This window comes from Cupriavidus gilardii, from assembly GCF_008801915.1.
Lineage (GTDB): Bacteria > Pseudomonadota > Gammaproteobacteria > Burkholderiales > Burkholderiaceae > Cupriavidus > Cupriavidus gilardii.
In genome coordinates, this window is the sequence record NZ_VZOV01000002.1 from 34,751 (window position 1) to 60,630 (window position 25,880).

21 protein-coding genes and 1 tRNA gene are annotated in these 25,880 nt (G+C 66.4%); 7 read left to right on the forward strand and 15 right to left on the reverse strand.

From position 1 onward, the window contains the following. Positions 1-299: 299 nt before the first annotated feature. Positions 300-920 (reverse strand): DUF4136 domain-containing protein, encoded by a 621-nt coding sequence (locus tag F7Q96_RS02930; RefSeq protein ID WP_053821400.1) that lies wholly within the window; start codon positions 918-920, stop codon positions 300-302. A 334-nt stretch (positions 921-1,254) separates the two neighbouring features. Between F7Q96_RS02930 and pepN the strand changes: the two genes are divergently transcribed. The 5 genes from pepN (at position 1,255) to F7Q96_RS02955 (ending at position 7,916) form a co-directional block, all read left to right on the forward strand. Then, entirely contained in the window at positions 1,255-3,960 is a 2,706-nt protein-coding gene (gene pepN / locus F7Q96_RS02935) for an aminopeptidase N (RefSeq protein WP_053821399.1), read from the forward strand. Positions 3,961-4,160: 200 nt separating this feature from the next. Next, a complete protein-coding gene (locus F7Q96_RS02940) occupies positions 4,161-5,177 on the forward strand; it encodes a class 1 fructose-bisphosphatase (protein ID WP_053821398.1) in 1,017 nt (338 codons plus the stop codon). 206 nt (positions 5,178-5,383) lie between these two features. Next, on the forward strand, positions 5,384-5,827 hold the full coding sequence (locus F7Q96_RS02945; protein WP_053821397.1) for a hypothetical protein: 444 nt from the start codon (positions 5,384-5,386) through the stop codon (positions 5,825-5,827). Positions 5,828-5,931: 104 nt separating this feature from the next. Next, positions 5,932-6,007: transfer RNA gene (locus F7Q96_RS02950), tRNA-Thr, on the forward strand. A 355-nt stretch (positions 6,008-6,362) separates the two neighbouring features. Beyond that, positions 6,363-7,916, forward strand: a complete 1,554-nt coding sequence (locus tag F7Q96_RS02955; protein WP_158507250.1) for an amidase family protein — start codon at positions 6,363-6,365, stop codon at positions 7,914-7,916. A gap of 124 nt (positions 7,917-8,040) precedes the next feature. Here F7Q96_RS02955 and F7Q96_RS02960 read toward each other — a convergent pair whose 3' ends face one another. From F7Q96_RS02960 to F7Q96_RS03010, 11 genes are all read right to left on the reverse strand, one after another. Then, positions 8,041-9,054 (reverse strand): alpha/beta fold hydrolase, encoded by a 1,014-nt coding sequence (locus F7Q96_RS02960; RefSeq protein ID WP_053821395.1) that lies wholly within the window; start codon positions 9,052-9,054, stop codon positions 8,041-8,043. 60 nt (positions 9,055-9,114) lie between these two features. Then, positions 9,115-11,046: a sigma-54-dependent Fis family transcriptional regulator gene (locus tag F7Q96_RS02965; protein ID WP_226994842.1), complete on the reverse strand. Its 1,932-nt coding sequence runs from the start codon at positions 11,044-11,046 to the stop codon at positions 9,115-9,117. Beyond that, a complete protein-coding gene (locus F7Q96_RS02970) occupies positions 11,033-12,304 on the reverse strand; it encodes an amidase (protein WP_151022056.1) in 1,272 nt (423 codons plus the stop codon). Before F7Q96_RS02970 ends, F7Q96_RS02965 begins: the two co-directional genes overlap by 14 nt. Before the next feature lie 26 nt (positions 12,305-12,330). After that, positions 12,331-13,401 (reverse strand): M29 family metallopeptidase, encoded by a 1,071-nt coding sequence (locus F7Q96_RS02975; protein WP_151022058.1) that lies wholly within the window; start codon positions 13,399-13,401, stop codon positions 12,331-12,333. A gap of 24 nt (positions 13,402-13,425) precedes the next feature. Continuing rightward, positions 13,426-14,352 carry a branched-chain amino acid ABC transporter permease gene (locus F7Q96_RS02980; RefSeq protein ID WP_249041643.1) on the reverse strand — a complete coding sequence of 309 codons (927 nt, stop codon included), beginning with the start codon at positions 14,350-14,352 and terminating at the stop codon, positions 13,426-13,428. 135 nt (positions 14,353-14,487) lie between these two features. After that, entirely contained in the window at positions 14,488-15,354 is an 867-nt protein-coding gene (locus tag F7Q96_RS02985) for a branched-chain amino acid ABC transporter permease (protein ID WP_151022060.1), read from the reverse strand. Then, positions 15,348-16,037 (reverse strand): ABC transporter ATP-binding protein, encoded by a 690-nt coding sequence (locus F7Q96_RS02990; RefSeq protein ID WP_315904134.1) that lies wholly within the window; start codon positions 16,035-16,037, stop codon positions 15,348-15,350. The genes F7Q96_RS02985 and F7Q96_RS02990 overlap by 7 nt, the downstream gene beginning before the upstream one ends. Positions 16,038-16,068: 31 nt before the next feature. Continuing rightward, the gene (locus F7Q96_RS02995; RefSeq protein ID WP_151022062.1) at positions 16,069-16,896 is read right to left on the reverse strand and encodes an ABC transporter ATP-binding protein; all 828 of its coding nucleotides are present in this window, start codon (positions 16,894-16,896) and stop codon (positions 16,069-16,071) included. Between the two features lie 20 nt (positions 16,897-16,916). Continuing rightward, positions 16,917-18,221 (reverse strand): ABC transporter substrate-binding protein, encoded by a 1,305-nt coding sequence (locus F7Q96_RS03000; RefSeq protein ID WP_151022063.1) that lies wholly within the window; start codon positions 18,219-18,221, stop codon positions 16,917-16,919. Between the two features lie 48 nt (positions 18,222-18,269). Beyond that, on the reverse strand, positions 18,270-18,755 hold the full coding sequence (locus F7Q96_RS03005; RefSeq protein WP_053821392.1) for a flavin reductase family protein: 486 nt from the start codon (positions 18,753-18,755) through the stop codon (positions 18,270-18,272). Positions 18,756-18,777: 22 nt separating this feature from the next. After that, on the reverse strand, positions 18,778-19,983 hold the full coding sequence (locus F7Q96_RS03010; protein ID WP_053821391.1) for an acyl-CoA dehydrogenase family protein: 1,206 nt from the start codon (positions 19,981-19,983) through the stop codon (positions 18,778-18,780). Positions 19,984-20,427: 444 nt separating this feature from the next. Here F7Q96_RS03010 and F7Q96_RS03015 point away from each other — a divergent pair, with 444 nt between their 5' ends. Continuing rightward, positions 20,428-20,841: a hypothetical protein gene (locus tag F7Q96_RS03015; RefSeq protein ID WP_053821390.1), complete on the forward strand. Its 414-nt coding sequence runs from the start codon at positions 20,428-20,430 to the stop codon at positions 20,839-20,841. 42 nt (positions 20,842-20,883) lie between these two features. On the opposite strand, the gene F7Q96_RS03020 is transcribed toward F7Q96_RS03015, so the two are convergent. Then, positions 20,884-22,518: a DUF342 domain-containing protein gene (locus tag F7Q96_RS03020; protein ID WP_053821389.1), complete on the reverse strand. Its 1,635-nt coding sequence runs from the start codon at positions 22,516-22,518 to the stop codon at positions 20,884-20,886. 233 nt (positions 22,519-22,751) lie between these two features. Between F7Q96_RS03020 and F7Q96_RS03025 the strand changes: the two genes are divergently transcribed. Continuing rightward, positions 22,752-23,579, forward strand: a complete 828-nt coding sequence (locus F7Q96_RS03025; RefSeq protein WP_053821388.1) for a class I SAM-dependent methyltransferase — start codon at positions 22,752-22,754, stop codon at positions 23,577-23,579. 45 nt (positions 23,580-23,624) lie between these two features. Here F7Q96_RS03025 and F7Q96_RS03030 read toward each other — a convergent pair whose 3' ends face one another. Together F7Q96_RS03030 and F7Q96_RS03035 are read right to left on the reverse strand one after the other, a co-directional pair. Next, on the reverse strand, positions 23,625-24,185 hold the full coding sequence (locus F7Q96_RS03030; protein WP_053821387.1) for a DUF1415 domain-containing protein: 561 nt from the start codon (positions 24,183-24,185) through the stop codon (positions 23,625-23,627). A gap of 3 nt (positions 24,186-24,188) precedes the next feature. After that, positions 24,189-25,817, reverse strand: a complete 1,629-nt coding sequence (locus F7Q96_RS03035; RefSeq protein ID WP_053821386.1) for an NAD(P)/FAD-dependent oxidoreductase — start codon at positions 25,815-25,817, stop codon at positions 24,189-24,191. Between the last annotated feature and the right edge of the window lie 63 nt (positions 25,818-25,880).

Genomic DNA, 25,880 nt, shown 5'->3' on the forward strand with positions numbered 1-25,880 from the left:
ACATGGCGCCGTGCGAGGCCGGTCGATGCCGGTCGATGCCGGTCGGACAGCCAGGGCCGAAAAAATCGAGCAGCTATTCTAGCCCAGCAGCAGAGCGCGAGTCGCGTCGATGGCGCCCTGGCAGGCCGCCAATGCGGGGATTTTGCGGTTAAAGAGCTTTTACCGGAATAGCGTCAATGGCGCAGAGGGGGCGCGCATGGGCTCTGGACGATCCACCGGTAAAACAAGACGCCGGCATGCAACCTTTGACGGATGCATGCCGGCGTCCATGTCGATGCACCGGAACCGGTCGTTTCGCGCTACCTCGCGTTCTTGTCGACCTCCAGCGTCACGCGCCGCGGCCGGCCGCTTTCCATCGGAAATTCCGCGAAGGCGCTGCGCACCAGATAGGGCATCAGCCCGGGCATCGTGCTGCCTTCGCTGAGGTTCTGCGCGGTGACCTGGTAGACCCGCTTGTTGCCGGCGGCCTCGCGGATAAAGACGCGCAGGCTCGCCAGCGTGGCCGGCACGTCGCGGATCACCGTCTGCGGCGGCCAGTAGCCCGGGCCCCAGCCCCACGGCCCCCACGGACGGTAGTAGCCGTAAGGCCCCCAGTACGGCCCCCACGGATACCACGGATCGGGATAGTAGGTCTCGTGCACGCGCACCAGGCGCGGATCCGAATCGAAATCGAAGCTGACCAGGTAGCGTGCCTGCGACCGCGGCACCTGCGTGAAGCCGTGGCCGGCCAGCGCGTCGGCAATCCAGTTCTGATAGGTGGCACGGTCCAGTTGGGCCTGCTGCTCCTGCTGGCCCTGCCCCTTCTCCGCCTCGAACGCGTAGGTGCGGGGCGGATCGTTCTGCCAGCCGGGCTGCCGGAACGCCGTCACGTCGGTGGTCACGGTGCTGGCGCAGCCGGACAGCAGCAAGGCGCCGAGCATCGCGGCCCCGGCCCATCCGGACCGGCCGGCGGTCCGCCCCACAGTTTCGCCGCGACGGCTCACGGTGCTCAGCCATTGGCCCACCCGTGCACAGGCCTTTCGCCATTGCCACATGATGTTCTTCCTTCTGTTCATGGTCTCGCCGACAGGGCTTCACCGGACCGGGCGCCGGTGATTGGCGCGGGGGCGGTCGGCGGGCCGCCCTCTCGTTGCATCAGACCGGCCGCGTGCGCCGGAATTCCCTTGACGCCATGCGGCCATGCCGTGCTTGGCTACAATGGATTACCCGGCGCCCGGCGCGCCCGACTCATCGCCTTCCAGGACAGGACCATCCATGCTCCGCACCGATACCCCCGTCACCGTCCACCGCAAGGACTATACCCCGCCCGCCTTCGCCATCGAACACGTCGACCTGGTGTTCGAACTGGATCCGCGGCGCACCGTGGTGACCAGCACGCTGCGCTTTGCTCGCCGCCAGGCCGGCGCGCCGCTGGTGCTGGCCGGCGAAGCGCTCGAGCTGCTGAGCGTCGGCCTCGACGGCCAGCCGTTCGGCGACTATGACGTCGACGAGGGCAGCCTGACGCTGAACGGGCTGCCCGAGCATGGCACGCTGCAGATCGTCAGCGCCTGCCAGCCGGAAGCCAATACCACGCTGTCGGGACTGTACGTCTCCAACGGCAACTTCTTCACGCAGTGCGAGGCCGAGGGGTTTCGCCGCATCACCTATTTTCTCGACCGCCCCGACGTGATGGCGACCTACCGCGTCACGCTGCGCGCGGACAAGGCCGCCTATCCGGTGCTGCTGTCCAACGGCAATCTGATCGGCGAACAGCAACTGGACGGCGGCCGCCACGAGGCCGTGTGGGAAGACCCGTTCCCCAAGCCCTCCTATCTGTTCGCGATCGTCGCCGGCAAGCTGCAATGCATCGAGCAGCGCATCACCACCGGCTCGGGCAAGGAGAAACTGCTGCAGGTCTGGGTCGAACCGCAGGACCTGGACAAGACGCAGCACGCGATGGATTCGCTGATTCACGCGATCCGCTGGGACGAGCAGCGCTTTGGCCTCGAGCTCGATCTGGACCGCTTCATGATCGTCGCCGTCGGCGACTTCAACATGGGCGCGATGGAGAACAAGGGCCTGAACATCTTCAACACCAAGTACGTGCTGGCCAATGCGGCCACCGCGACCGACACGGACTTCTTCAATATCGAAGCGGTGGTCGGCCACGAGTACTTCCACAACTGGACCGGCAACCGCGTGACCTGCCGCGACTGGTTCCAGCTGTCGCTGAAGGAAGGGCTGACGGTGTTCCGTGACCAGGAATTCTCCGCCGACATGATGGCCCAGCAGGGCGCGGACGACGGCTCGGCGCGCGCGGTCAAGCGCATCGAGGACGTGCGCGTGCTGCGGCAGGTGCAGTTCCCCGAGGATGCCGGACCGATGGCGCATCCGGTGCGGCCCGACAGCTACGAGGAGATCAACAACTTCTACACCGTGACGGTGTACGAGAAAGGCGCCGAGGTCGTGCGCATGTACCAGACCCTGCTGGGCCGCGAGGGCTTCCGCAAGGGCATGGACCTGTATTTCCAGCGGCACGACGGCCAGGCCGTGACCTGCGACGACTTCCTTGCCGCGATGGCCGACGCCAACGGCCGCGATCTGACCCAGTTCGGACGCTGGTACAGCCAGGCCGGGACCCCGGTGGTCGGCGTGCATACCGAATGGGACGCCAGCCAGGGCCAGCTGACGCTGACGCTGACGCAGCAATGCCCGAAGGTCGGCATCGAAACCCTGCCCGGCACGCCGGAGAAACTGCCCTTCCATATCCCGTTCGCGCTGGGGCTGATCGGCGCCGACGGCAAGGACCTGCCGCTGCAGCTCGATGGCGAATCCGCCGCGGGCGGAACGACCCGCGTGCTGAACTTCACCGAAGCGCGGCAGACCTTCCGCTTCGTCAACCTGCCCAAGGGTCCGCGCCCGCCGCTTCCCTCGCTGCTGCGCAACTTCTCCGCGCCGGTGATCGTCGATGTCGACTACAGCGACGACGAGCTGACCTTCCTGCTGGCGCACGACAGCGATCCGTTCAACCGCTGGGAAGCCGGCCAGCGGCTGGCGACGCGGGCGCTGCTGAAGCTGGTCGCCGACGTGCAGGCCGGGCGCGAGCTCGAGCTGGACCATGCGCTGATCGGCGCGTTCCGCTCGGTGCTGACCGACACCTCGCTGAGCCCGGCCTTCCGGGAGCAGGCGCTGATGCTGCCGGCCGAGGCCTATCTGGCCGAGCGCATGGGCGTGGCCGATCCGGCGGCGATCCATCGCGCCCGGCAGTTCCTGCGCGCGGGCCTCGCCCGCACGCTGCAGAGCGACTGGCTGGGCGCCTACGAGAGCAACGCGACCACCGGCCCGTATCGGCCCGACCCGGAATCGGCGGGCAAGCGCGCGCTGCGCAATCTGGCGCTCGCCTATCTGGTCGAGGTCGGCGACGATGCGATGTATGCGCTGGCCGGCGAGCAGTATCAGCAAGCCGACAACATGACCGACCGCTTCGCCGCGCTGACCGCACTGGTCAACAGCTTCGCGCCGGGCCGCGAGGCCGCGCTGGCCGATTTCTACCAGCGCTTCGAGCACGATCCGCTGGTGGTCGACAAATGGTTCTCGCTGCAGGGCATGCAGCGCGGCGAAGTCGGCCCGCATGCGGGCAAGCGCACGATCGACACGGTGCGGGCGCTGATGCAGCATCCGGCCTTCACGCTGCGCAACCCCAACCGCGCGCGGGCGCTGATCTTCAGCTTCTGCTCGGGCAACCCCGCGCAATTCCATGCCGAGGACGGCTCGGGCTACGAATTCTGGGCCGAACAGGTGCTGGCACTCGACGCGATCAATCCGCAGGTGGCGGCACGGCTCGCGCGCGCGCTCGACCGCTGGCAGAAATACGCGCTGCCGCTGCGCGACAGGATGCGCGCAGCGCTCGAGCGCGTGGCGGCGGCCGACAAGCTGTCGCGCGACGTGCGCGAGATCGTCGGCAAGGCGCTGTCGGCGTGATGCGGCCCGCTGGGGCGCGGTTGAGGCGCGATTGAGGCGCGATTGAGGCACGGTAGGGACGCGGTTGACGGCCTGGCTGCGTGCCCCGGGCGGGTGCCGGTCAGGTGCGATAGCGAACCGGCGATCGCGGCAAGGCCCGCCGGCATCGGTGGGCCGCCCGCCCCGGCCTGTAGAATGGCGGCCATTCAAGGAGGAAACCCATGACTCGCATCAGCCTGACCCGCTATCTGGTCGAGGAACAACGCAAGCACAACACCATCCAGCCCGAACTGCGGCTGCTGATCGAGGTGGTCGCGCGCGCGTGCAAGGCCATCTCCAATGCCGTCAGCAAGGGCGCGCTCGCCGGCGTGCTGGGCTCGGCCGGCACCGGCAACGTGCAGGGCGAAACCCAGCAGAAGCTGGACGTGATCGCCAACGAAGTGCTGCTCGACGCCAACGAATGGGGCGGCCACCTGGCCGCGATGGCGTCGGAGGAAATGGACTCGTTCTACGAGATCCCGAACCGCTATCCGAAGGGCGAATACCTGCTGCTGTTCGATCCGCTCGACGGCTCGTCGAACATCGACGTCAACGTGTCGATCGGCACGATCTTCTCGGTGCTGCATATGCCCAAGCCGGGGCAGACCGTCACCGAGAGCGACTTTCTGCAGCCGGGCACCCATCAGGTCGCGGCCGGCTACGCGGTGTACGGCCCGCAGACCACGCTGGTGCTGACCGTCGGCAACGGCGTCCATATGTTCACGCTGGACCGCGAGGCGGGCAGCTTCGTGCTGACGCAGTCGGACGTGAAGATCCCCGAGGACACCAAGGAATTCGCGATCAACATGTCGAACATGCGGCATTGGGCCCCGCCCGTGCGCCGCTACATCGACGAATGCCTGGCCGGCGAGGAAGGCCCGCGCGGCAAGAACTTCAACATGCGCTGGATCGCCTCGATGGTGGCCGACGTGCACCGCATCCTGACGCGCGGCGGCATCTTCATGTACCCGTGGGACAAGCGCGAGCCGGAGAAGCCGGGCAAGCTGCGCCTGATGTACGAGGCCAACCCGATGGCGATGCTGGTCGAGCAGGCCGGCGGCGCGGCCACCAACGGCCATCAGCGCATCCTCGAGGTCCAGCCGGAAAAGCTGCACCAGCGCGTATCGGTGATCCTCGGCTCGAAGAACGAGGTCGAGCGGGTGACGCGCTACCACCAGGAAGCGCAGGCGGGCAGCTGATACCGCCTGCTTGCACGCGGGCCGGTCTTCGACAGAGGCCGGTCTCGCGGGGCCTGCATCGACGTGCATGGTGCCCGCCGACAGGGAGCCAACCGCATTGCCGGTGGCTCCTTTTTCTTTCCGCAGCGGAAATCAGAATCCGCTCATTTCCTCCGCCTCGCCGAGTCCCTACCCTGCTGTTTTCTCCACGCAGCAAGGAAACCGCGATGGCCCCCCTTTCGGATGCCGGCGCCCGCTACGCCATCACCCCGCCGATCACCCCGCCGATCAACCCGCCCGTTACCGCCACCCTGCCGGCCAACCCGCCGTGCGGCGAGGCCCCGCTCGAACTCGCAGCCGTGCAGGCCCTCGCCATCCGGCTGCACGAGACGCTCGACGTCGCGCTGCATTACGGCCTGAGCGACGGCATCGACCTGCATGTCTGCGATTTGCGCCAGCTGGCGAACTGGGGCGTGCCGATCAGCGAGCAGGAACGCGAGTTGTATTTCCATCCCTGGACCATCGACGCATCGGACCCGGTATTTCCGGTCACGCTGGTCCGCCTGCGCGAATTCATCGCCGCGATCGACGGCCTGCTGACCGCGCTGGCGCGGCCGGACGGGGCCACGCCAGCCCATCCCGCCCCGCCTACGGGCCGCACCTTCGGCTGACGGCCGCCTGGGGGAACCGTGAAAAAAGTGCGCCGAGGGGCTTCACAGGCGCGTGATCCGCTGCTATTATTGCGGGCTCTATCCGGTTCCCAACCGGTAGTGTTGCCGAAGTAGCTCAGTCGGTAGAGCAGCTCATTCGTAATGAGAAGGTCGGGGGTTCGATTCCTCTCTTCGGCACCAACGGATTTAAACACTTAGCCCAGCCCACGCGGTTGGGCTTTGTCGTTTCTGGGGGCCGCCCGTAGGGAACCGCATCGCCGCGTGTGGCGGGCAGCGCGGTCGCGTCACTCCGGCTCGACAGGATGGAACTTGACGGCGTGCCGACTGCCGTCAGGCGCAGCACGTGTTGCAGCGGCCTTTAGCCATGCTTTCGGGCGCGAGCCTTCGTCCGTCACCCCGGCAAGGCGGGCCCCGCTCAGAAACTGGTGGCGCAAGGCCGGCGCGTTCCGCGGATCACCGTTGGAACAGCACTTGCTTCAGGGTGGTGGCAGGCCTTTCCATGGCCTGCTCCGATCCATCCCCCTGGAATCAAGGCATGACCATCAAAACAACACGCGCGGCGCTGTCCGTCGCGGCGACACTCTTTGTCTCTCAAGCCATGGCGGCACCGTTCTCACTGGAAGAGGCGACGGTTTCGAAGATCCATGACGCGTTCCGCCATGGCACCCTGACCTGCACCCAGCTCGTTTCCGGCTATCTTGCCCGCATCGATGCCTACAACACCAGGGGTCCGGCGCTGCGTGCCATTCTGACCGTGAACCCCTCCGCGCTGGAGCAGGCACGGGCGCTCGACGCGCAATATGCGGCAAATCCGAACGCGGCGGGAAGCCTGCACTGTATCCCGCTCATCCTCAAGGACAATTTCGACACCGTCGACATGCCGACATCGAGCGGCAACGTGGCGATGCGCGATTCCAGACCCCAACACGATGCATTCACGGTGGCGAAGATGCGCCAGGCCGGTGCATTGATCCTGGCGAAGTCCAATCTTCAGGAATTCGCGCGCGGCGGCGTCTCGATCAGCAGCCTCGGCGGCCAGGTGCTGAACCCCTATGATCTGACCCGCAATCCTGGCGGTTCGAGTGGCGGAACCGGTGCGGCGATCGCGGCGAATTTCGCCGTGATGGGAACGGGCAGCGACACCGGGCAATCGATCCGCTCTCCGTCCTCGGCCAACAACCTGGTTGGCGTTCGCCCTACCCGAGGGCTGATCAGCCGGACCGGCGTGATGCCGAACAGCTTCACCCAGGACGAAATCGGGCCGATCGCGCGCACCGTGACGGACGCCGCGCGCTTGCTCGACGTGATGGTCGGCTTTGACAAGGACGACCCCATCACGGCCCTTGGCGTGGGCAAGACGCCGCGCAGCTACACCGACGGCCTGAAGGCTGACGCGCTGAAGGGCGCCCGCATCGGGCTGTTCACCGATCTGATGGGGAGCGATGCGCGGCATGCCGAGGTCAGCGCGGCCATGAACCGGGTTGCCGCCGAAATGGAGCGGCGCGGCGCGACCGTGGTTCGTTTCTCGTTGCCGGCCTATGCCACGCTTTCCAAGGTCGTTGCGACCGACAGCTTCGAAGCCAGGCCGGCATTCGACAAATACTTCGCCACGTTGCCGGCGAACGCGCCGGTCAAGTCCTTCCGCCAGCTCGTCGATGGCAAGACCGCGTCTCCGGACATTCAGAAAACCCTGGAAAAGGAAATCGCGATCGAGAACGGCATGGAGAGCGACGAGTACAAGACCCGCATGCTCAATCGCGAGAAGCTGAGGATCGCACTCGCCGGGAAGATGGCCGAACTGCGGATCGACGCGATCCTCTATCCGATGCAGAGCGTGCTGGTCACCAAGGCCGGTGATGCGAACCAGCCCGAGCGCAATGGCACGTTGTCCAACGGCACCGGTTTCCCTGCGGTCACCTTCCAGGCAGGCTTCTCGGCACCGACGGCCGACGCCCCGCTCGGCGTGCCGATCGGCGCGGAACTGCTGGGCCTGGACTACACCGAGCCGAAGCTGCTGGCCTATGCCTATGCATTCGAGCAGGCCACGCATCTGCGCAGGCCGCCGCTGTCGACGCCAGCGCTGAAGTAAGCGCGCCATCTGCGCCCCTCTCCCGGTGGCGGGAGAGGGAGTCCGCTGGCGTAGCGAGATGGCGGCGATCTGCCGGATCAGCCCGTCGATATCGCGCTACGCCTTGGCGTCGGCATGGGCCGCCCTACTCCGCCAGCCACCGGCGTACCGCTTCGCGCAGAAAACCCTGGTCTTGCGGATTGCGCTGCGGATTGCCGGCGAGATGCCCCCAGATGCTGGGAATGGGCAACAGCTCGCCATGGCGCAAGTGGGGCAGCTCAAGGGCATTGTCCGCGACGCGGAAGTACAGGTCGGTCTCGCCCGGCATCAGCAACACGCGCGCCTCGATGGAGGCCAGGGCCTTGGCGAGATCGTTGCGGAAACGCTCGTTGGCGCTGATATCGCTGTGTGACCAGGTCATCAGATGCGCGCGCAGATCGGAGCCATGCCGGTGGGTGAAGCGATCGCTCCAGTTGGCGGCAAGAAACGATTCCAGGTCCGCGGCGCCGAACGCGCGCAAATGCAGTCCTTCCCGATAAAAGTCCTGGCTCAGCGCCCAGCCGGCATAGACACGCCCAAAGGCCCGCAGCGCTGCGAGCGGCTTCTGGCTGAAGCGGCCGTGGCCGACATACTCCGGCGCGGCTTCGAGCACGGCACGCAGCCCGTCAAGGAACACCTGGTTGTGGACAGCGGTGCGGGCGCTGCCGCAGCAGATCACGGCGCGCTCCACCTGATCAGGGAACAGAGCGGCCCAGTGGTAGGCCTGCTGCGCGCCCATCGACCAGCCGTAGGCGCAGTGGATGCGCTCGATGCCGAACTGCTCCGCCAGCAAGCGGCGCTGGGCATGGACATTGTCATAGGCGGTCACCAGTTCGGGGTAGCCGCGATCGTTCGACGGACTGGACGACAACCCGTTGCCGAACATGTCCGGGATGACGATGAACCAGCGCGACGGATCGAGGATGCGATCGGCACCGATCAGCCATTCGATGTCGCCGTGATGCGCACCGAAGCTGGTCGGATAGACGATCACGTTGTCTCGCCGGGGCGAGAGCGTGCCGTAGGCCTTCCAGCTTAGCCGGGCCTGAGCAAGCACCTGGCCGGACTGTAGCGGGAAATCGCCGAGATTGAATACACCTTGCTGAATGGGGCAGTCCATCGTTGTGTCTCCGCATGCGGGTGGCGAGCCTTCTGGGGCCCGGAGGAGGATTGGGGCGGCTCAGGTCTTGGTTGTGCCCTGCCGCTTGAGCCGGTATTCGAGCTGGGCACGGGATATGCCCAGCAGCCGTGCCGACGCCGACAGATTGCCCTTGCTGCGCCGGACCGCCGCGCGCAGGATGCCGTCCTCCAGCGCGTCCAGCGTCAGCGCAGCATCGAGCGCCTGTCCGGCCAGCGTGTCGATCGTGTCGGTGCCGGCAAAGTCTGACGTGGGCGCCGCCAGATCGCTGGCCACGCGCACCTTGCCATTGGCGTCAACGGCGAAGATGCTGTCGGCGCAGGTGCGCGCTTTTTCGTTCAGGCATAGATGGGCGACTTCGAGCAGTTCGCCGTCGCCGGCCAGGATCACCGCGCGTTCGATAATGTTCTCGAGCTCGCGCACGTTGCCGGGAAAGTCGTAGTTCAACAGGACGCTGAGCGCCTTGTAGCCGAGTCCGGGACAGCTCTTGCCATGCATCCGCGAGAACTTGGCGAGAAAATGCTGCGCCAGTAGCGGGATATCGTCGCGCCGCTCGCGCAGCGGCGGAATGGTGATCGGAAAAATGTTGAGCCGGTAGTAGAGGTCCGCGCGGAACCGACCTTCACGCACCAACGCTTCGAGGTCGGCATTGGTCGCGGCAACGACGCGCACATCGATGCTCCGCGTGCGCGAGTCCCCCACTCGCTCGATCTCCTTTTGTTGCAAGGCCCGCAGCAATTTGACTTGACCGCTTTCATTGAGCGTACCGATCTCGTCGAGGAACAACGTTCCCCCTTCTGCGCGTTCGAACCTCCCCTTGCGCGACTCCGTCGCGCCGGTATAGGCGCCACGCTCGACGCCGAACAACTCCGACTCGAGCAGATTGTCCGGGATCGCACCGCAATTGACCGCGACGAACGGCCCTTTGCCGCGGTTGCTGATCTGATGCAGCATATGGGCAAAGCGCTCCTTGCCCACGCCGGTTTCGCCCAGCATCAAGACCGTGGCATTCGTCGACGCGACCTGCTGGAGCTTGTAGCAAGCCGAGATAAAGCTGGAGGACACCCCTACCAGGCCGCGGGTCGACAGGTCCTGCTCGCGCGTTTCGCTCGCCGCATCGATCGGATGCGCGGGCGCTGCCGCGAACAGGCTGGGATTGACGAAGGATTGCGGCTGGAAGAAGCGGGTGTCCTCCTCCGGCGCCTGCCAGTCGCTCGCCAGTTTTCCGATGATGCGGCAATAGGTATTGCCCATCGACTGACACTGGACTTCGCGGAACACGATCGGACGCCCGAAGAAGGTGCTGTTGTATCCCGAGGCGTACCCGATCTGCATCCAGCACATCGGTTCATTGCCAATGCCGAACTCGGCCATATGGGCGTCGTCTTCCGAGGAATCGTGCCAGATCTGCTCGCAGTAATAGGTGCCCGCCTCCAGATCGACATCGAGCCGGATCGTTTCGACCGACACCAGCCCCTGCAGGGCATGGAAGGCCGGACCGGTAGTGAAGGCATCCATCAGACTGTCGTTCGGACGGATCTTGGCCGCCAGCCGCGCTGCCTGGGTGCCGGCGGAGTAGCCGATGCGGGTCAGCAAGTCGCGTGCCTTGTCCATCCCGAGCGACAGCACCAGTTCCTTGCGCATCATCGCGAACGCGGACAGATGCAGCAGGATCATGCGCTGGTCGTCGAGCCAGATGCGGCCGTTGGAGGCCGCGAAGCTCAGGCGGGCGTGCAATTCCTCGGTGCGCAGCTTGCGATTGAGGTCCGATGGAGCATGGGCTGCCGCGCCTGCCGTGGGCGGCCCGCCTTCCGCGAAGTGAGACAGTTTGCGTGGCATGGGAACGGGACTTCGGCGAAGAACCAGGTTCAGGCCAGCCAAAGCCAGCCTGGCCGCATGCACGACATCCGGGATTGGCGCATGCTGAAGTCGCAAGCCCTGCACGAAGCGTGCCGAGCGCTCAGCCGGGTACAAGGTATCGGGCTGCCCACGCCGACACGTCGAGCAACGGCGCGTCGCCGCCCTTGGGCGCGACCAGTTGAATGCCAAGCGGCAGCCCACGCGGGCCCGAACCGTGCGGCAAGGCCACGCAAGGGGCATGCAATGCCGTCCAAAGCCGGCTCATGATGGGGTCTCCCGTGCCGTCCGCGGCAGGCGGCGCCTCTCCCAGCGCCGACGGCACCAGCCATGCCTGGTACCCGGCGAACAGGCGCGCGAACGCCGCGCGTGCCTCGCCGATCCGCGCCAGCGCGGCGCGGTATGCGGCCGGGGAAACGCTCTCGCCCGCCTCGCACAACCTGCGGAACGCGGCGCTGGTCTGCAGGGGATAGCGCTCGTACTCGAACGGATAATTGCGCCACGCCTCGTGCGCCATGACCGCATACTGCGCGTCCTCCGCGCCGGCGAGCGCCGCGGGTAGCTCCACGGTATCGACGCTGGCACCGGCGGCGCGCAGGCGTGCCACCGCGTCCTGCACTGCCTCCCTGGCTGCCGTCTCCATCTTTTCCCAGTGCGGCGTGCGGCAAAGGGCCAGCCGCGGCGGCGCTGTGCCGGCCACCGGTGCGACCGCAGGCTGGCAACGCCCGAGCAGCACTTGCCGCATCAGCGTGACGTCTTCCAGCGATCGCGCCAGTATGCCAAGGCTGTCGAGCGACTCGGCGAAGGGCCGGATGCCGGCGAGGCTGAACTCGCCATGGCTGGCCTTGTAGCCGACCACACCGCAATATGCCGCCGGGCGGATCAGCGAACCAGCGGTCTGCGAGCCAAGGGCCAACGGCACCATGCCGTCGGCCACCGCCGCGGCCGAGCCGCTCGACGACCCGCCCGGCGTCACCAGCCGATCGCGAGGATGCCTGGTCTTGCCCGCGGCGAAATAGGCGAACTCCGTGGTCACGGTCTTGCCGAGCACGATGGCGCCCGCGCGACGGCAGGCAGCGACACAAGCGGCATCCCAGGAAGGGCGCCGGTCCGCGTACGGAGGAAAGCCGAGGCCGGTCGGCATGTCGCAGGTGTCGATGATGTCCTTGACGCCGATCGGCACGCCATGCAATGCCCCGCGAGGCGCGCTCCGGTCGGCCTCGCGCGCGGCGGCCAGTGCAGCGTCCGGATCGAGCCAGGTCCAGGCACCGACCACCGGTTCGCGCGCCTCGATGCGGTCCAGGCATGCCCGCACGAGATCCTCGGCGCGCAGCCTGCCGGAACGAATCAGCGCAGCCGCCTCGCTTGCGGTCATGACGGCGGCATCCAGGCATGCCTTGCTCATCGCGCCCCCAGGGATGGGACGCGCTGGTCAGCGGGAATGACGTCGCCATCGAGCACCATCGGTTCGCCGTCCAGATACAGGCTGGCGCCTTTCATGACGATATCGAGGTGCGCCGGCGTATTGCGGGTGCCGCCCACATCCGTGTTGGGACCGGTCGACCACAGCACGTTGCCGTAGAACGCGCGTCCGTCCTGGCCGATCGCGGTTTCCTTGTTGATCAGGCTGATGCCGTTCCACAGCGCCATCTCATCGAGCCCCCAGCCGATATGCGCCATGGCGTAGGCATCGGGGTCGTTCCAGGCGGCCAGGAAATGGGCCAGATGCTCGGCATCGAAGCCGCCCTCGATATCGGTGATGAAGCCGTTGCGCACGGTAATGCGGACATTGCCGCGAACGAACTCCTTGAACGGATAGATGATATCCCCCTCGCGCAACACGATGACGCCCTCGCTCTCCCCCTCGTTCGGCCAGGTATAGGCGAACGCGCCTGGAAAATGGTCCCACCTGCCCGGCTGATCGGTATAGCCATACTGCAGGATCGGGCTGTGCGAGTATTGTCCGAGCCTGTAGGTCAGGTCGGTGCCGGCCGGACTGGTGATGCGCAAGGTCGATGCGGCCGCGATCTTGCGGCCGGCGGCTTCGACCCGAGGACGGGTGTCCTCGCGGGCGAGCATGCGGGCGAGGATGTCGGGCGGCTCCACGACCATCAGCACGCGCGTGCCGGCCTTCTGGATGTCGAGCTGCTCGGGCGAGTGCAGCAGGCCGATCAGATCGATCAGGATATCGGCGCGTTTGAGTATCTCCACGCCGGACCGATGCCCGGTCAGCGGCGTGATGCCCCACAGGGCGCCCTGCGCGGTGGTCGGCGTCTGCCGAAACGCCGTCACGGGCTGCGGCAGGTTCAGATGAAAGACCTCGGCGCCCAGCTGCTGCCCGGCGGCGATGAATGCCGCCACATAGTCCGGCCGGGTACCGGGGCCGCTCAGCACGGCCATGGTCTCGCCTTGATGCACCTTGCACAGTTCCAGCTCGCGGCGAAACAGGGCCAGTAGATCGATTGCACTCATCGAAAATCTCCACACGAAGAAGAATCAGCCGTCCAGCAGCGCGGCATGAAGCCGCCGCTGGATTGGAAACAGCCGGATACCGTAGCGGTCGCTGGCCCAGCCCCAGAGGCCGCGCGGGTAGCGGATGGTGACGACGATGGCGGTCAGGCCGAGCGCCACCATGTACCAGGTGCCGTAGTCACTGAAGTACTTCGACACGAGGAAGTAGAGGACCGCGCCGATGATCGGACCTTCGATGGTGCCGATGCCGCCGATGATGACGATGAATACGATGACGGGAGTCCATTGCACGCCGAAAGCAGAGTCGGGCGAGATGCGCAGGCTCAGCAGAAAGAACAGCGCCCCGGCGATGCCGAACCCGAACGCGGACAGCAGATAGACGGCCAGTTTCATCCGGGCCACGTGCACGCCCTGACTTTCCGAGGCGACTTCGCTATCGCGGACGGCCGTCAGCGCCAGGCCGTACCTGGAACGCAACAGCAGATAGATCAGCGCCACCGCAGCAAATGCCAGCGTGATGGCCAGCCAGTACGTCGCGGATTCCCGGACGGCGCGCGGGACGCCGCGAAAGGCGGTCAGGCTGGTTCCCGAGCCGCCCCCCAGCACTGCCTGATTGGCGACCAGCAGCCGCAGGATCTCGGCCACGGCCCAGGTGCCGATGGCGAAGTAGCCGCCCTGCAGCCGAAACAGCAGGCGCGAGGCAGGAAGCGCGATCGCAGCCGCCATCAGGCCCGCAAGCGGCACGCACAGGAACGGATTCAGCCCGGCGAAGTTGGCCAGCACGATCAGCGTGTAACCGCCGACACCGATATAGCCCTGCTGCCCGATCGAGGTCAACCCGCCGTAGCCGCTCAGCAGATTCCACATCTGCGCCATGATGATCAGGCAGGCGAGTTCAGTGACTTGCCGCAGCAAGGCGGAGCCGCCCCACAGCGGCAGCGAGGCGAACACCGCGAACAGGATGAAGGAACAGGCGAGCAGCAGCTTGCCCGCACCGGGCGCCAGCATGGGAGCGGCAGCAGGCGCGGCCGCGTCGCCGGCGATTTCGAGTGAACTTGAGGTCGACATGGGAGCGGACGTTGGCGATTAGCGGGTTTTGGGAAACAAGCCACTGGGCCGGACGATCAGCGCCAGCACGAACACCAGGTGGCCGGCCAGGATGCCCCAGCCCGGGTCGAGCCGGAATCCGATCGATTGGGCGACGCCAAGGATCATGCCGCCGACGAAGCTGCCCCAGAACGAGCCCATGCCGCCGATGATGACCACCTCGAAGGCGTAGATCAGCTGCACCGGACCGTCGCTTGGCGCGATCGTGGTGCGCATGCCGTGCAGCATTCCCGCTACGCCAACGATGGCGACGGCGATGCCGGTGGCCAATGCATAGATGTGGCGATCGCCGATTCCCATCAGCAGCGCTGCCTCCCGATCGTCAGAGGTCGCGCGAAAGGCGCGGCCGAGCGCGGTATGCCCAGTGACCCATTGCAGGCCCAACGTTGCGCAGAACGCGGTCAGCAGCGTGAACATCGGCAGCACGCCAACGGTGAGCCCACCCGCCAGCGGGATGCTGGCGGTTTCCAGCCCCCCGGCCGCAATCGAACGCGAATCGGCGGAGAAGGCTTCCAGCAACAGGTTCTGCACGACGGTCGCCATGCCGAAGGTGACCACCAGCGAAGGGAGCGGATCGCGCGTGACGACGAAATTGAGCACGCCGCGCTGCAGCACATAGCCGAACAGGAATGCGCATGGCACCACCACTGCCGTCGCCCCGAGCGGGCCGATGCCGAGTGAATCGGTGAGGAGGAAGCCCAGGAAGGCCGCCAGAATGACGAGGTCGCCGTGGGCGGTGTTGACCAGCCGCATGACGCCGAACATCAGCGCCAGGCCCATTGCGAACAGTGCGTAGAGCCCGCCCAGCATCAGCCCCTGCAATGCGGTATCGATCCAGCTCAGCATGCCGCGCGCTCCGCACCGAAGTAGGCGCGCGATATCTCTTCGGCGCCGAGTGTCGCGGAGGCGCCCGCCAGTGCGACGCGGCCTTCCTGAAAACAATACAGCCGCGTGGAACATCGCCTGGCGAGCGCGACATCCTGTTCCACCAGGATCACCGTCATGCCGCCGTCCAGGATGCGGGCGATCGCCGCGTAGATATCCTTGATCACGATCGGCGCAAGGCCAAGCGACAGTTCATCGCAGATCAGCAGCTTCGGGTTGGCCATCAGCGCGCGCCCGATCGCGACCATCTGCTGCTGTCCGCCCGACAGCGCCGTGCCGGGCGCCCTGCGCCGTTCCCCGAGCACCGGGAACAACGCATATACGCGTTCCAGTGTCCAGAACCCGCAGCGCCGGGAGTACCCGCCGACCCGCAGGTTCTCTTCGACGCTCAGGCTGGGGAAGATGCGGCGGCCTTCCGGCACCATCGCGATCCCGCGCCGCACCAGCTCGTGCGCCGGTGTGCCGCCGATGTTCCGGCCTTCGAACTGCACTGCGCCCTCGGACGCCGGAAGCAAGCCCGTGATGCACTTGAGGAAGGTCGACTTGCCGGCGCCGTTGGCTCCGATGATCGCCACGACTTCCCCTTCCGAGATCTCGAAGTCGATACCGAACAGGGCCTGAAAGTCGCCATAGCGCGCGGTCAATGCGCGCGTACGCAATAACGGACTGGCCATTTCACACCTCCATTCCCATGTAAACGCGGCGGACCTCCGGATCCGCCATGACGGCATCGGGCTGGCCCTCGGCAAGCTTCGCGCCGAAGTTGATGACCAGCAGCCGATCGGCAACGGCCAGCAGCGCATGGACCACGTGCTCGATCCAGACGATCGTCATACCGCTCGCCTTGATATCGCGGATCAGCGCCACCAGTTCGATCGCCTCCTGGTCGGTGAGCCCGCCGGCGATCTCATCCATCAGCAGCAGCTTTGGCGACGTGGCCAGCGCACGCGCAAGCTCGAGCCGCTTGCGGTCGAGCAGCGTCAGCGAGCCAGCGCGGTGGTTCGCCTTGCGGATCAGCCCGGTGCGCCGCAGGATCTCCACACAAGGCGCATAAGCATCGCGCTCGCGCATCGCCGCGCCAAACGACGCGGCCACCAGCAGATTCTCGAATACCGTCATTCCCGAAAAGGGGTGGGGAATCTGATAGGTGCGACCGATGCCGAGCCGGCAGCGCTGGTGCGGCGTGAGCGAGGCGATGTCGGCCCCGTCGAAGACGATCCGCCCTGCGTCCGGCCGCACATCGCCCCCCATCAGATTGAACAGGGTCGACTTGCCCGCGCCATTGGGCCCGAGAATGCCCAGCACCTCGCCGGACGGGACCTCGAAGCTGATATCGTCGGTAACGCGCAGTGCGCCGTAGCTCTTGCGCACATCACGCAAGGCGATCCGCGCGGGCGCCGCCGGCAGGCCGGGCCGAAGGGCGGCGGCAGCGGGATCGGCGGTGGCCGCGGCAGCGGGATCGGCAGTGGCCGCGGCAGCGCGAGCGGCACCGCTATCTGGCATGGTTGGCATCGGCGCGGGCCTTAGAGCGAGCGGAACTTGCCCTGCACGGGAATGCCGGGCATGGTCTTGTTGTTGACCACGAGAAGGTCATAGGGATGGGTCTTGCCCTTGAACCACTGAGCTCCCACCAGCGGCGTCTTGGCCACGTTCCTGACCGGCCCCCTTGCCCAGGACAAGGGCCCCACCACCGTGTCCAGATTCGTTGCCGCGATGGCGTCCCGAATGGCCTGCTTGTCGTCAATGCTTCTGGTGCGCCTGAGCGCGTCGAGCGCGACCTCGAACATCGCATGGGAGCAACCGAGCGGCTGCGACCATGGCTTGCCGGTCGCCTTTTCATAGGCCGTCGCCACTTCCATCGCACTTTGTCCGGTCATGGACGAGCGGAACGGACGGTTCGCGCTCCAGAACGATTCCTGCGAGATCCCCTCGCCGATGTCGCCCACCGCCTCGATCGCGGAGGGAAATGCCAACGCCTTGCCCACCGTCACGATCTTCGGCTTGAAGCCCTGTTGCTTGGCCTGCGTCCAGAACGTCTTGAAATCCGGAGGCGTCGGAACACCGGCCACGATCTCGACATTGGCGGCCTTGAACGCCGCGATATAGGCGCTGAAGTCGGCCTGCATGTTCTGGTAGCGCCCGGGATCGACCACCTTGTAGCCGCGCGCCTTCAGCACCGGCGGAAAGCCGATCTTCGGGTCGCCCCATGCGTTGCCGTCGCCGTCGTTGGAGAACAGCAGCCCGACGACCTTGTTGGTCGGGATCTCGGCCCACATGTTCGTGAAGACCTCGATCACGTCTTCGAGACCGAAATAGAAGTGATAGGTCCATTCGAAACCCCGCTTCGGCGTCCCGCCCCGCGTGAAGTACCACGCTTGCCAAGGGGCCGCCGTGGAGATGCAAGGAACGCCGTTCAGTTCGCACTGGTCAGACACGGGATTGGTGGTCTCCGGGGTACCCCCCACCACCATCAGGTCGATCTCGTTGCGCAGGATCAGATCGGTGGCAGCTTCCGCGGCCTTGTTCGGGTTCGACTGGCAGTCCTTCATCCATACCTGCACCGGGTGCACCTTCCCATTGATGGCGATGCCGCGTCGCGTGGCATCGATGAACTGCGCCTGCGTGAACTTGTCCACTTCGCCGAAGCCTGCGAGCTGCCCGGTCTGCGGCGATACGAGACCAACCCGAAGGGGGCGCCCTGCACCCTGCGCGCGCGCCAGCGGATTCAGTCCGGCCAGTCCGGCCGCCCCGAGCGCGATGGTGGTACCGGCAGCCGTGACGGCGAAACGGCGGCGGCCCCGATCTACTGCGTCCTTGCTATGGCCCATGAGTTGACTCCTTGTGGCGGTGATGGAATGAATGAGGCGGCAGCCGGGTCAGGCGGCGGCCAATCGGTGCGCGCTTGCGTAGCTGCCGTCCTGGTACAACAAGGGGGACACCTGATCGGCAATCAGCACGTGTTCCACGCGGCCGATGAAGATGGTGTGGGTGCCATAAGCGATGCGCCGGTCGACCAGGCAAAAGAGATTGGCCTGGGCGTCCTCGAGATAGGGCAGGCCGTCGTCATGCAATTGCCAGCTGCCCACGCTGAAGCGCTCCGCCCCTTTGAGCCGGCCGCTGAACGCCTGCGACAGATCCACTTGCGAGCTGTCAAGCAGATTCACGCAGAAGCGCTCCGCGCCGCTGATCGCGTGATGGAACGACGCCGCGGTATTGACACAAACCAGAAGCGAGGACGGCTCCGCGCAAACCGACGTGACGGCTGTGGCCGTCATGCCGTGGGCGCCGGCTTCGTTCGCGCACGTGATGATGCTGACGGTACTGGCCATGCGCCGCATGGCGGTCTTGAAGTCCGCGATCATTTCAGTAGGCCTCCATCGCGGCTCAAATCAGATCGGTGTTCTGCGGCAAGCCAAGAACGATCCGGCCATACATCTCGCGGGCGGTGTCCAGACAGTTCAGACCATGCAGATTGATCGCATGCAGGTCGAGCCAGGCACGTTGCACGGGATTGCCCAGCGCGACCGCCGACCCTCCCGAGGACAGGTACAGCATCTGGACCGCCTCCAGGCACAGACGCGATGCATAGGCCGTATCCATGCGCACCTGGGCGCGCTGGTCGAGCGGCATCAGTTCACGCGCTTCGGCATAGCGCTCGATGTTCCGCGCCGCCTGATGCAGGATCGAACGTGCCGCATTGATACGCGTGGCGGCATCGGCCACCATCACATGCGTGACCGGCATCTCCATTTGGATTTCGTGGCGGGTATAGATGACCTGCTTGCCTGGCAGACGGGCCTTGAAGTCGGCCAGCGCGCCCTCGGCCAAGCCCAGCGCCGTGGGGCCCAACGCAATGGCCAGCACGGGAATGACGCCCGAGTGGTACAGGCTTCCCTCGTGAATCGCCATGCCGGGATTGCTTCCTTCAATGGCCCGCGGCATCGACAGGAAGCGGTGAGCGGGCACGAACACCTCGCGTGCCACCACGCTATTGCTGCCGGTGGCCTTCAGGCTGGCGACGTTCCAGTCGTCCTTGACCTCAAGCTCGGCGATCGGAATCAGGAATTCGCCCTCGTCGATGGGCTGGCCGTCATCGTCCTGCACGATTCCGCCAAGCATGACCCAGTCCGCCGCGGTGGATCCGGAACAGAACGGCCAGAAGCCGTTCAGGATATAGCCGCCATGGGTGCGGCGGGCCTTGCCGCGGGAACTGACGACTGCCGAAATCAGGGCATCGGGATTCGCGGCGAATACATCGTCCTGTGCCTGCCGCTCGAACAGGCCGATCAGCCAATGGTGGGCCCCGGTCACGGCCGTGACCCAAGCCGATGCGCCGCATCCCGTCGCGAGCGCCGCCACCGCGTCGATGAACTCGTGCAGGTCGGTCTCCAGGCCGCCGCATCGCCGCGGCTGCAGTGCCTTGAACATGCCTGCCACGCGCAAGTCCTGAACGTTGTCGTCGGGCAAGCGTCGCAACGCCTCTGCCCGCGGAACGCGGTCGCGCAGCGTTTTTGCGAGGGCACGCGCATTGCCGACCAGATCGGGACGTTGCCCGGTCGAGGAGTCGGCGGCCAGTACTGCGAATGTCATGAAGCTCTCCTTGTTGGCTGTATCGGCTGCTGGGTATCGCCGAAGAGCAACAAGGGTGCCAGGGGGTCAGCGCGTCTCGGCGCAACGGCAGCGGCAGCGCGTCGCGATTGCCGCGAAGGCGCATGCGGCCGCGCTTTGCGGGAAATGGCGAGGTAGCGGGATGCGGCGGCATGGCGCAATTGGCGCGGCCGGCCACGCGATGCGTCCCCCCTCGCGCTTCATCAATTGATGAAGCGGGCCCCGTCTCGCACAGGCCGGCCTTCAGAAATAGATGAAGCCGCAAGGGCGGGCGGGCCGCCCCTGTCCGTTCGTCTCGCTTTCCTGCCACGTCTCGCCGGCATGCCGATTCGCGAGCGGCCAGGACCTTTTCAGAATCCGCCCAGCCCCATCGGGCGCCCGGCTCGATAAGCTCGAGCGTCCCTTCACTTCTCCTTGGCCATACCGATGGAATCGATCCGCACTGTGCCTCGAACCGAAGCCGCCGTCGCAGGCGACGCCCTTGCCTTCCCGCCGGCCGGCGCTGTCGGCGTCGACGTTGTCAGCGGGCCACGCGATTGTGCCGAAGCGCTTGCCATCACGCGGCGCCTGCAGGAGGCGATCGACAACACCGCTCCAGGCCGGCCTGACGACTTCGTGGTGCTGCGGCTGGCCGACCTGCGGCAAATGGACACCTGGGGGATCACGATCCAGGGCGAAACGCTGCACAGCTATTTCGATCTGGGTTCGATCGACGACGCCGTTCCGCACTACCCCGTGACCGGGGACGAGGCTCGATGGCTGAGGGGGGCAATGGAGGCATGGACGGGCGCCACCTGTGGCGCCGCTGCGGGACGCCGTCGTTGGCGCGATACGGCCTGAGGTGCCGTCCAGAAACACGGCGCCTCGGCGCCGTCTTCGGTTTTACTCCTTGACCACGCCGATGCCGTCTCCCACCAGCCGCAGCTCGACTTTCGGCAGCTCCTCCATCACCCGCATCGCCTTCTGGCCGATCGCGATGCTGACGCCGCCGTATACGCGCTTGCCGACCACCACCGCGGCATCGGGACGTGGATGCAGCTGCTCGGCCAGTTTGGCCAGATGCGCGTCGGTGTCCATGATGTCGCGGGTGTACTTGAACAGGGTCGCGCGCGCTTTCTCCCGCAGTTCCGGCGTGGCGCGCTCGGGATTCTTGGCGAAGAACGCCATCAGTTGCTGGATCTTGGCCTGCTCCTGTTCCTGCCGGCGCTTCTCCGCTTCCAGCGCGGCCTTTTCGGCGTCGGCATAGGGGTTCAGGCCGACGTGGATGGCGGTAGCGGTGCCCGCCGGCGCGCCCAGCGTGCCGGCACGGACCGCATGCCAGGCGCGGCAGCGGCCGCCGGTGATATTGCCGCTGCCGATGGCCGCGTCTCCGGCAGTGATCGTCTCCCCAGCCGCGACATCGCTCTGGCGAATGGCGCTGTCGACAGTGACCGTGGTGCCGGCCTCGACCACGGCGTTTTCGATGAAGCGCGCATGTACCGACCCCTTGCACTGGATCCGTGCGATGGCGCTGGCCGGGTCGTGCGGCCCGTCGGACTTGCCGATGATGCCGCCGCTGACCACCACATTGCCGCCGGCCTCGACGTGGGCGGCCTCGATGGTGCCGGCGACGATCACGTCGCCGCCGACGCGCACCGACATGCCGGTCTTGATGTCGCCGTTGACGCGCAGCGTGCCTTCGAACGCGATATTGCCGGAGTGCATGTCGACCGCATCGACCGCGACGACCGGATTGACGCTGACGCCGCGCGCGCGCACCGATGGCAGGCCGGCGACGGTCGCCACCAGCAGATCCGGATCGTCCGCGTCGGGACCGACGCCGGTCAGGCGATCGGTGAACGGTGTATCGGCGACTTCCGGCGCCGGCAGCACGCGGCCGAACACGTCCTGACCCGCGGTGCCCTGCACCGCGGGGATACGCCGCATCAGGTGCGTGCCTGGCTGCACCAGCAACAGGTTGCCGAGGTCACGCAGATCGATGCGGGCGTGGTCGTCGTCCGCGCCGCCGCGGCGTGGCTCGAGCAGATTGACGAAGCGCGCCGGCGTGCCGCGCGTCGGCGCCGTGCCGTGCACGATCGGCAGGTCGTCGCAACGTCCCGCGGCAAAGGCTTCTGCCAGCGCCGCCTCGTCGACCGGCAGCTTGATGCCGCGCCCCGCCAGCACGATGCGTACGTCGTCTGGCTGCACCACCCGTCCGCCTTCGGGCGGCCACAGCGTCAGCCGCACCGTCAGCGAATCGGCATCGATATCGATCTCGAAATAGCCGTCGACCAGTTCGCCGATCACCGCCTCGGCCGGCACCCCGTCGCGATGGCAGGCGAGCAGGAACGCCGCGATGGCGGACTCGTCCAGCCTGGCATGCGCCCAGCCCTGGGCCTCGAGGGCTGCCATCAGCGCGGCGCGGTCGGGGGGCCCGTTGCCCTCTTCGGCCTCCGCCGGCAATTCGTACCGCGCCCGCACGGCCTTGTCCGCGCCGTCCACCCACACCCGTACAACTGAAGCTGCTACGTCGCTCATCGCGTCCTCCAGCCGTCTGCCTTTGATTTATCGTTGTTGTCGGGGCGGCACCCAGTCGGCATGCCGCCTGTCCGTCACCTACGGCAGATTTCGGCAAAACTTTAGGAAAATTCTTTCGGGACGCCTTCCGGTAAACTGTCGCCCTGCCCGCCCGGGCCCACGCGCCTGTCCCAAGGCCGCACGATGCCGCAAGACGCGGCGCACCATTACCCGGGCCAACCGCGCCGTATCCCATGTCGAACACCCACGAAATCCGTCCCGGCCAGTCGATCGAGCTGCTCAAGGAACTCCATATCCTGACCCGCGACGGCAAGATGAATCAGGACAGCCGCCGCAAGCTGAAACAGGTCTATCACCTTTATCAGTTCATCGAACCGCTGCTGCAGGACCTCAAGCGCGACCATGCCGACCTGACGCTGGTCGATCATGGCGCCGGCAAGTCGTATCTCGGCTTCATCCTCTACGATCTGTTCTTCAAGACGCAGCAGGACCGCTCGCATATCTACGGCATCGAAACGCGCGAGGAGCTGGTGCGCTCATCCACCGCGCTTGCCGAGCGGCTCGGCTTCCCCGGCATGTCGTTCCTGAATCTGTCGGTGGCGGAGTCGATCACCTCGGACCGGCTGCCGGCGACGGTCGACATGGTCACCGCGCTGCATGCCTGCAATACCGCCACCGACGACGCGATCCGTTTCGCATTGACCAAGCGCGCGAAGTACATCGTCGTGGTCCCCTGCTGCCAGGCCGAGGTCGCGGCGGTGCTGCGCAGGAACAAGTCGAAGTCGCTCGGCAATCCGCTGACCGAGATCTGGCGCCATCCGCTGCATACGCGCGAATTCGGCAGCCAGGTCACCAACGTGCTGCGCTGCCTGCAGCTGGAGGCGCACGGCTACCAGGTCACGGTAACCGAGCTGGTCGGGTGGGAACACTCGATGAAGAACGAACTGATCGTCGCGCAGTACAAGGATTTGCCGCGCCGGCGGCCGGCGGAGCGGCTGGCTCACGTGCTCGAAACACTGGGGCTCGAGGAAATGCGCGAGCGGTTCTTTACGCCCGCCTGAGGTTCAGCAGCAGAGCGCCCGTGGCGGGAGCCCACTGACCGGCGCTTACTGGGCGTCTTCCCCCGCCATCCAACGCCGCCAGCCTTCGTGGCCGAGCCGGCGCATGGTCTCCTCGTTGCGCTCGTAGATGTCCGCCGCGTCGGGAAAGGCCTCGACCGCGCGCGCAATGCTGTCTTCGCGCAACAGATGCAGGATCGGATACGGTGCCCGGTTGGTGTAGTTCTCGATATCGTCCGCGTCGGTGCCGGCGAACTGGTATTGCGGGTGAAAGCTGGCGATTTGCAGCACGCCGGACAGGCCGAGGCTGTCGAGCACGCGCTCGGCCAGGTACAGAAAATCGTTGTAGTCGGCGAAGTCTGCCAGCATCCGCGGAACGATCAGCAGCGTGGTGTCGATGTGCGCGGGATCGGCCGCGGCCAACCCCTTCAGCTCGGCCTCGACCGTATCGAGCAGCGTCTCGGCATCGGTCGCTTCGCTGACCACGTAGCGGATCTGCTCCTTGACGTGGACGCTCTTGGCGAACGGGCACAGATTGAGCCCGATCACCGCGCGCGTCAGCCAGTGACGCGTGGCATCGACGATCTGCTGCTGCTCCGCCGGCGACATCACTCAGGCCGCCTTGCCGACCCGGTTGACGATATCGAGCGCGACCGCCTCGGCCACCTCGATGCCGTCGATCGCCGCGGAATAGATGCCCCCCGCGTAGCCCGCGCCCTCGCCGGCCGGATAGAGGCCCGCGACATTGACGCTCTGGTAGTCGTCCTTGCGGCGGATGCGCAGCGGCGACGAAGTCCGCGTTTCGACGCCGGTCAGCACGGCGTCGTCCATCGCGAAGCCGGGCACCTGCCGTTCGAATGCCGGCAGCGCCTCGCGAATCGCCTCGATCACGTAGTCCGGCAGCGCGGTGCTCAGATCGGTCGGCGTCACGCCCGGCTTGTACGACGGCTCGACCGTGCCGAGCGCGGTCGATGGCCGCCGCGCGAGGAAGTCGCCGACCAGCTGGCCCGGCGCGCAGTAGTTGCGTCCGCCCAGTTCGAAGGCGCGCTCTTCCCAATGCCGCTGGAAGTCGATGCCGGCCAGCGGTCCGCCCGGATAGTCGGCGGGCGTGATGCCGACGACGATGCCCGCATTGGCATTGCGCTCCGCGCGCTTGTACTGGCTCATGCCGTTGGTGACCACCCGCCCCGGCTCCGATGCCGCCGCTACCACGGTGCCGCCCGGGCACATGCAGAAGCTGTAGACCGAGCGGCCGTTGCTGCAGTGGTGCACGATCTTGTAGTCGGCCGCGCCCAGCAGCTTGTTGCCGGCAAACTTGCCGAAGCGGCTGCGGTTGATCATGCCCTGCGGATGTTCGATGCGAAAGCCCAGCGAGAACGGCTTGGCTTCCATGAACACGCCGCGTCGGTACAGCATCTCGAAGGTGTCGCGCGCGCTGTGGCCGACCGCCAGCACGACCTGCTCGCACGGCAGGTAGTCGCCGTTCGACAGCTGCAGGCCGCGGACGCGGCCGCCTTCGATGTCGATGTCGTCGACGCGCGTGCCGAACCGGATCTCGCCGCCGAGGGCGAAGATCTCGGCGCGGATGTTCTCGACCATCTTGACCAGCCGGAACGTGCCGATGTGCGGCCGCGCCTTGAACAGGATGTCCTCGGGCGCACCCGCCTTGACAAACTCGTGCAGCACCTTGCGGCCGTAGTGCTTCGGGTCCTTGATCTGGCTATAGAGCTTGCCGTCGGAGAAGGTGCCGGCCCCGCCCTCGCCGAACTGCACGTTCGATTCCGGATTGAGCACGCTCTTGCGCCATAGCCCGAAGGTGTCGCGAGTGCGCTCCCGCACTTCCTTGCCGCGCTCGAGAATGATCGGGCGAAAGCCCATCTGCGCGAGGATCAGCCCGGCCAGCAGGCCGCACGGGCCCATGCCGATCACCACCGGTCGCGGCGTCGCCGTGTGCTGCGGCGCCTGCGCGACGAAGCGGTACGTCATGTCCGGCGTCACGCTCCAGTTCGGCTTGCCGGCGATGCGCTTGCGCGCCGCGTCCTCGTCCTTCACCTCGATATCGACGATATACGTCAGCTTGATATCGGAGCGCTTGCGCGCGTCGTGCGCGCGGCGGAACACGGTAAAGGACACCATGCCATCGCCCTTGACGCCGATGTCGATCAGACGCGCACGGACAGCGGCCTCCAAGTCACTTTCGGAATGGTCGAGGGGGAGCTTGAGTTCACTGAGGCGTAGCATGGGGGACAAGGTATTCGGCGGCCGAGCGGCGGGTCCGATGGCCAACCCGCAATTCTAAAGCCT